Consider the following 4,486-nt stretch of genomic DNA (forward strand, 5'->3'; position numbering starts at 1 on the left):
GCCTAGGCCCAGGGCTGGGTGATGACGTCGGGGCTGACATGATGAAAGCGGGTCTCTGGTTCTGGTGTTTATGGGGGCTGTTGTTGGCGGCATCTCCCCAGGCGGTTGCCGTCGCTTCGCTCAACATGGTCTATTTCGATGATTTTGCCCCCTACTCATGGCGTGACGAGGAGGGCAAGATGCGCGGCCTCATGGTGGATGTGATGGACAGGGTCGGGCTCGAGCTTGGGGTTCAGGCGCATCATGAGGGATATCCCTGGTTGCGGGCGCAGAAACTGGTCCGTGCCGGTCAAGCCGACGGCTTCGTCACCGTGCCGACCCGGGAGCGGCGAGCCTATACCCGGGTGGTCGAAGCCCCGGTGGCCTTCTCCCCCTTGACCCTGTTCACGCAAACCGGGCATCCGGCCCTGGCCCGTCTCAACCAGGCCCGCGCCTTGAGCGATCTCAAGGCGTTCACCATTCTCGACTACATCGGCAATGGCTGGGGCAAGGAGAACTTGGTCGGTTTCAAGGTCCATCTCACCAGCAATGTGGACAATGTCTTCAAGATGCTGGCGGCCGGTCGGGGGGATCTGATGATCACGGATCCTCTGGTGGCGCGCTTCAAGCTGGCCCAGCTGGGATTGGCGGGGACGATCACGGAAGTTCCCCTGCAACTGGAGCTGACGCCGCTCCACCTCTGTATTGCCAACTCATCCCCCTTCGCCGCCAGGGTGGACGAGTTGACTCGCATCTTGGCGCGACTACGGCAAAGTGGCGAGCTGGCCAGGATGGAGGCTCGCTATCGCTGAGCCCCATGCTGAGGAGTGGACCGGCAGGGAGGGTTGAATCGCCCTGTCGGTGTGGGCGCTGGCTGGATCAGCCCGCAGCAGGGAGTGGCAAGGGCGCGCCTGGCAGGCAGGGGGCCGGGGTTGGCGCAGGTAGCCTCTCCTGACTGAGCGGGGTGCGTGCCATGACCCCGGCCAGCCAGTGGTGATCGAGGGGGATGGCATTGCGATCGCCGATCACCAGATTGAGGTGCTGGGCACCGAGGCAGCCGTAGCGGGCGGGATCGGTCTGGGTAAAGAGGCCGAGGCAGGGCACGCCGCTGGCGGCGGCCAGGTGCAACGGCCCGGTGTCGCCGCTGACGAAGAGGGAGAGACCGCCGGCAAAGCGGGCCAGCTCGCTCAGGCTGGAGAGGGCAACCTGCACGTCCCCCAGTGGTGGCTGGGGATCGGCGGGATCCTCAAGCTGGATCAGCAGGGCGCTGGGGTAGTGGCGGCGCAGATCCCCGAGCAACCGTTGCCACTGGGGCAGGGAGAGCCCCTTGCCCTTGCGGGCACCGGTGAAAAAGCCGATGAGCGGCCGTTCCGGGTAGTCCTGCTTGAGTGCCAACAGCCGCGGGCTGGCGCTGTGCAACAAGCTGCCGAGCTCAATCTGATCGGTGAGATGAGCGTGCATGCCGAGCAGTTGCAGCGGCAGGTGCTGCGAATGACCAGGATCCGCTGGGGAGGCTGGCTGCCGGCCGGCAGTCGGCCTTGACGCGCGAGCCAGGCGAGGGCGGCCCGCTCCAGCCCGGCGGTCCAGCAGCGGCGCTGACCGTCGAAGCGGCGCAGGGCATCTCTGATAGTGCTCATAAGTAGTGGCTCCGTGCATGAATATGGCCTCAAGGTGACACGACATTTCTTAAGCCGAGGTTAAGAAAAGAGAAAAATGAGGGGGGTACGCCATTTTTTGTAAGAATTTGTTGCTGAGTCACAGTTTCAACGTGCTCGGATGGAACAGGGGTGTTTCCGTATTATTCCTGTTCTCCTGGGGCGGGGTGGCTGAGCGGAGTAGACCGCATCTCCTGGTGGTATTTGCCCGCGGTATGTCGTTAAAATCGCGCATTTGAAATGAATGTTATCCTCGCAGGAGCCCCATGCAGTTCAGGGATTTCTTTCCGGTATCCACCAATACCAGTCTCAAAGAGAGTTGTTACGGCGCCCTGGGCGCCTTCATCGGGCTGTTGGGAACCGCCCTCTTGTGCCGCTGGGGGCTAGGGCTTGAGGTCCACTGGCTGATCGCCCCCATGGGGGCTTCTGCCGTGCTGCTGTTTGCGGCGCCAGCCAGTCCGTTGGCCCAGCCCTGGTCCATCCTGGTGGGCAACGGGGTGTCGGCGCTGATGGGGGTGCTGAGTGCCAGCCTGGTGGCGGATCCGGCGCAGGCCTCAGCCCTTGCCGTGATGCTGGCCATCGCCGCCATGTTGCTCACCCGCAGCCTGCATCCGCCCGGCGGCGCCGTGGCCTTGACCGCGGTCATCGGCGGCGAGGGGATCCGCCAGCTCGGGGTGGGCTATGTGCTGCTGCCGGTGCTGCTCAATTCGCTGTTGTTGCTGCTACTGGCGCTCTGCTACAACCGGCTGCTGGGACGGCGCTACCCCAACAGTGGTCAGGCCCGGCCCAACCGCCACCAGACCGCCGATCCCCAGCCGAGCGAGCGGGTGGCGACCCAGGCGGCGGACATCGACTTTGCGCTGGAGAAGCATGGCGAGCTGCTCGACATCAGTCGCCAGGATCTGCAGGTGCTGCTGCAGGAGGCCCAGCTGCACGCCTTGCGAGGACGGGTAGGTACGGTGCGGGTGCAGGAGGTGATGTCGCGGGATCTGATCCTGATAGCGGCGCAGCAGCCGGCCATGGCGGCCTGGCAACGGCTCTCCCACCATCAGGTCAAGGCGCTGCCGGTGGTGGACGAGGCCGGCAGACTGACCGGCATCATCACCCTGCACGACCTGATGATCGACCGGGCGCTGCAACAGCCGCGAGGCGCAGCGGATCTGGCCGAGCTGCTGGTCGCGGACCTGATGACCCGCAACGTGTCGACCGCCCGCCACGATCAGCCGCTCTACGATCTGGTGGGGGCCTTCTCCGATGGCGGCCTGCACCACATGCCGGTGGTGGATGGCGAGCAGCTGGTGGGGATCCTGACCCAGTCGGACATGGTGGCGGCGCTGTTCAACCTGGCGCTGCACCCGGCGCAGGGCGAAACCGGCGCGTCGGTCAGCCCATAAGCAAGGCCCCTCGCGGGGCCTTTTTGTTGTCTGTGCCTTGGCACTGCATGGCTGAACAAACCGAACAAGGTCAAAGAACGAGGGAGTGCCAGGCACTCCCTCTTTGGGATGAAACGGGAAGAGACGGAGGACTAGGCTCAGCCGTAGCGGGCCAGGGTGAGCCCTTCGTCGCTGATGGCGGTGTCGCTGCCGCTGATGAGGTCGCACAGCAGCTGGCCCGAGCCCGCCGCCATGGTCCAGCCCAGGGTGCCGTGGCCGGTGTTGAGCCAGAGGCCGGGGATGGGGCTCGGGCCCACCAGCGGGGTGCCGTCCGGCGTCATGGGACGCAGCCCGGTCCAGAAGTCGGCGCGGCTGATGTCGCCCCCCTCAGGGAAGAGATCACCGACCACCATGGCCAGGGTGTCGTGCCGTTTCGGGTTGAGGGCCAGGTTGTAGCCTGACAGCTCCGCCATGCCGCCGACCCGGATCCGCTCATCGAAACGGGTGATGGCCACCTTGTAGGTTTCGTCCAGTACGGTGCTGCGCGGCGCAGCCTCGGCGTTGATCATCGGCAGGGTGAGGGAGTAGCCCTTGACCGGGTAGACCGGCAGATCGAGCCCGAGCGGGCGCAGGAAGCCGGTGGCATAGCTGCCGAGGGCACAGACGATGGCGTCGGCCTTGAAGCGCTGCTCGCCGGCCCGCACCGCCACGGCGCGTCCCTGCGCCAGCTCGATCTCGTCGATGGCGCAGTTGAACACGAACTTGACCCCCAGTCGCTGCGCTTCTGCTGCCATGGCCTTGGTGAAGCGGAAGCAGTCGCCAGTCTCGTCCCCCGGCAGGCGCAGGCCGCCCACTATCTTGCCACGTACCCGGGCCAGCGCCGGCTCTGCCCCTTCACAGCCATCGGCATCGAGGGACTGATAGGGCACGCCGTACTCTTCCAGCACTTCGATGTCGCGTTTGCTGGCATCGAGCTGGGCCTGACTGCGGAACAGTTGCAGGGTGCCGAGCTGGCGCCCCTCGTAGTCCAGCGCCAGCTCGTCGCGCAGCAGTTTCATGCAGTCGCGGCTGTATTCGGCCAGACGCACCATGCGCCCCTTGTTGACCGCATAGGCCGCCGGGGTGCAGTTGGCAAACATCTTTAGCATCCAGCGCAGCTGGAAGGGATCCGAGGTCGGCCGCACCGTGAAAGGGGCGTGTTTTTGCAGCAGCCACTTGGCGGCCTTGAGGGGAATGCCGGGGGCCGCCCAGGGGGCCGCGTAACCGGGGGAGATCTGGCCGGCATTGGCGTGGCTGGTTTCAAGGGCCACCCCGTCACGCCGCTCCAGCAGGGTCACCTTGTGACCCGCCTTGGCCAGATACCAGGCGCTGGTCACGCCGACCACGCCACCACCGAGTACCACTATGTCCATCTTGTCTCTCCTTGACTGGGGCCCTCACATTAATCAGCCGCCACAGGATATTCAACTGGTGTAGATA

Annotated in this window: 3 protein-coding genes and 1 pseudogene; 2 read left to right on the forward strand and 2 right to left on the reverse strand. The window is 65.3% G+C overall.

The window, feature by feature from the left end; translation table 11 throughout:
* Positions 1–125 precede the first annotated feature (125 nt).
* Positions 126–791: a substrate-binding periplasmic protein gene (locus CAK78_RS09455; protein ID WP_094697107.1), complete on the forward strand. Its 666-nt coding sequence runs from the start codon at positions 126–128 to the stop codon at positions 789–791.
* A 67-nt stretch (positions 792–858) separates the two neighbouring features.
* On the opposite strand, the pseudogene CAK78_RS09460 reads toward CAK78_RS09455, so the two are convergent.
* Positions 859–1,616 (reverse strand): annotated as a pseudogene (locus tag CAK78_RS09460) (glycosyltransferase family 9 protein).
* A 284-nt stretch (positions 1,617–1,900) separates the two neighbouring features.
* Between CAK78_RS09460 and CAK78_RS09465 the strand changes: the two are divergent.
* Positions 1,901–3,028, forward strand: coding sequence for an HPP family protein (locus CAK78_RS09465; protein ID WP_094697108.1), 1,128 nt, complete (start codon positions 1,901–1,903; stop codon positions 3,026–3,028).
* A gap of 137 nt (positions 3,029–3,165) precedes the next feature.
* Here CAK78_RS09465 and CAK78_RS09470 read toward each other — a convergent pair whose 3' ends face one another.
* Positions 3,166–4,419: a D-amino acid dehydrogenase gene (locus CAK78_RS09470; RefSeq protein ID WP_017765456.1), complete on the reverse strand. Its 1,254-nt coding sequence runs from the start codon at positions 4,417–4,419 to the stop codon at positions 3,166–3,168.
* Positions 4,420–4,486: the final 67 nt, after the last annotated feature.

The organism is Aeromonas sp. A35_P (assembly GCF_002259925.1).
In the GTDB taxonomy this organism is placed as follows: Bacteria; Pseudomonadota; Gammaproteobacteria; order Enterobacterales; family Aeromonadaceae; genus Aeromonas; species Aeromonas dhakensis.